Source organism: Winogradskyella aurantia, from assembly GCF_002266855.1.
GTDB classification, from domain to species: Bacteria; Bacteroidota; Bacteroidia; order Flavobacteriales; family Flavobacteriaceae; genus Winogradskyella; species Winogradskyella aurantia.
Genome location: NZ_NGJN01000019.1, coordinates 1 through 1,015 on the forward strand (window position 1 = coordinate 1; position 1,015 = coordinate 1,015).

Here is a 1,015-nt window from a genome sequence, read left to right on the forward strand (position 1 = left end):
ATAGGTATTGACGTATCTAAATTGACCATTGATGCGCATATGCATAGAAGGTCGTTGCACCGTGTATTTTCAAATACTCCGAAGGGGTTTAAGGCCCTTTTGCTTTGGATAGATAAGTATTTAGAAGTACAAAGTTGTTTTATTTGTTTTGAAGATACAGGTCATTACTCAACGAATTTGGGTATTTACCTTTCAGAGTTTAGTATCGATTATGTAGAGGAAAATCCTTTGGCCATTAAGAGATCTACTGGAATAGTAAGAGGCAAAACAGATCGTTTGGACGCTGCAATGATTGCGAGATATGCATGGCTGCATAAGGAAGAACTGGTTTTGAGTACTCCAAAAGGGCAAAACATTCAAGAGCTTGGAAGATTGTTGTCTTTTAGGGAGCAGCTCGTAAGGGATCGCACTGGAAAGATGAGTGGTCTTAAGGAAATGCAGTCATTGCTCAATAGCCCATCCACCGATACCTGTTGTAAGATAATTAAAAAGACGGTTCATTATCTTACAAGGCAAATTGAAGCTCTTGAAGCACGTATTAAGCTTTTAATTGCACAGGAAGAATCTTTGAAGAGGAACTATGAACTTTTAAATTCCTTAAAAGGAGTTGGTCTGGTTCTATCCTGTGAACTTTTGTACCATACCAATAACTTCAAACGTTTTAAGGGTTGGCGACAGTTTTCAAGTTATTGTGGCGTAGCACCTTTTGAGCACAGTTCGGGAACAAGTATAAGGCGCAAGAACAGAATACATCACATAGGGGATAGAAAGATGAAAACACTCTTAACGCTTGCCAGTGTAAGTGCCATACAATGTGATAAAGAGTTAAAATACTATTACAGGAAAAAAGTTGCAGAAGGTAAACCGAAAATGGTAGCACTTAACAATGTTAGGAACAAGATCTTATCAAGAGCATTTGCAGTGGTTAAAAGAGGGACACCGTATGTGTCAATGCAAGAATTTGCAGCTTAAAAAAGTATCTAAATAATTAGGAATTGACCTTGGAATACGTATA

At 37.7% G+C, this 1,015-nt stretch carries 1 protein-coding gene; it reads left to right on the forward strand.

The window, feature by feature from the left end; genetic code table 11:
• Positions 1-972 (forward strand): IS110 family RNA-guided transposase (locus tag CA834_RS14545; protein WP_110476952.1); only part of this gene is annotated, 972 nt, incomplete at its 5' end.
• Between the last annotated feature and the right edge of the window lie 43 nt (positions 973-1,015).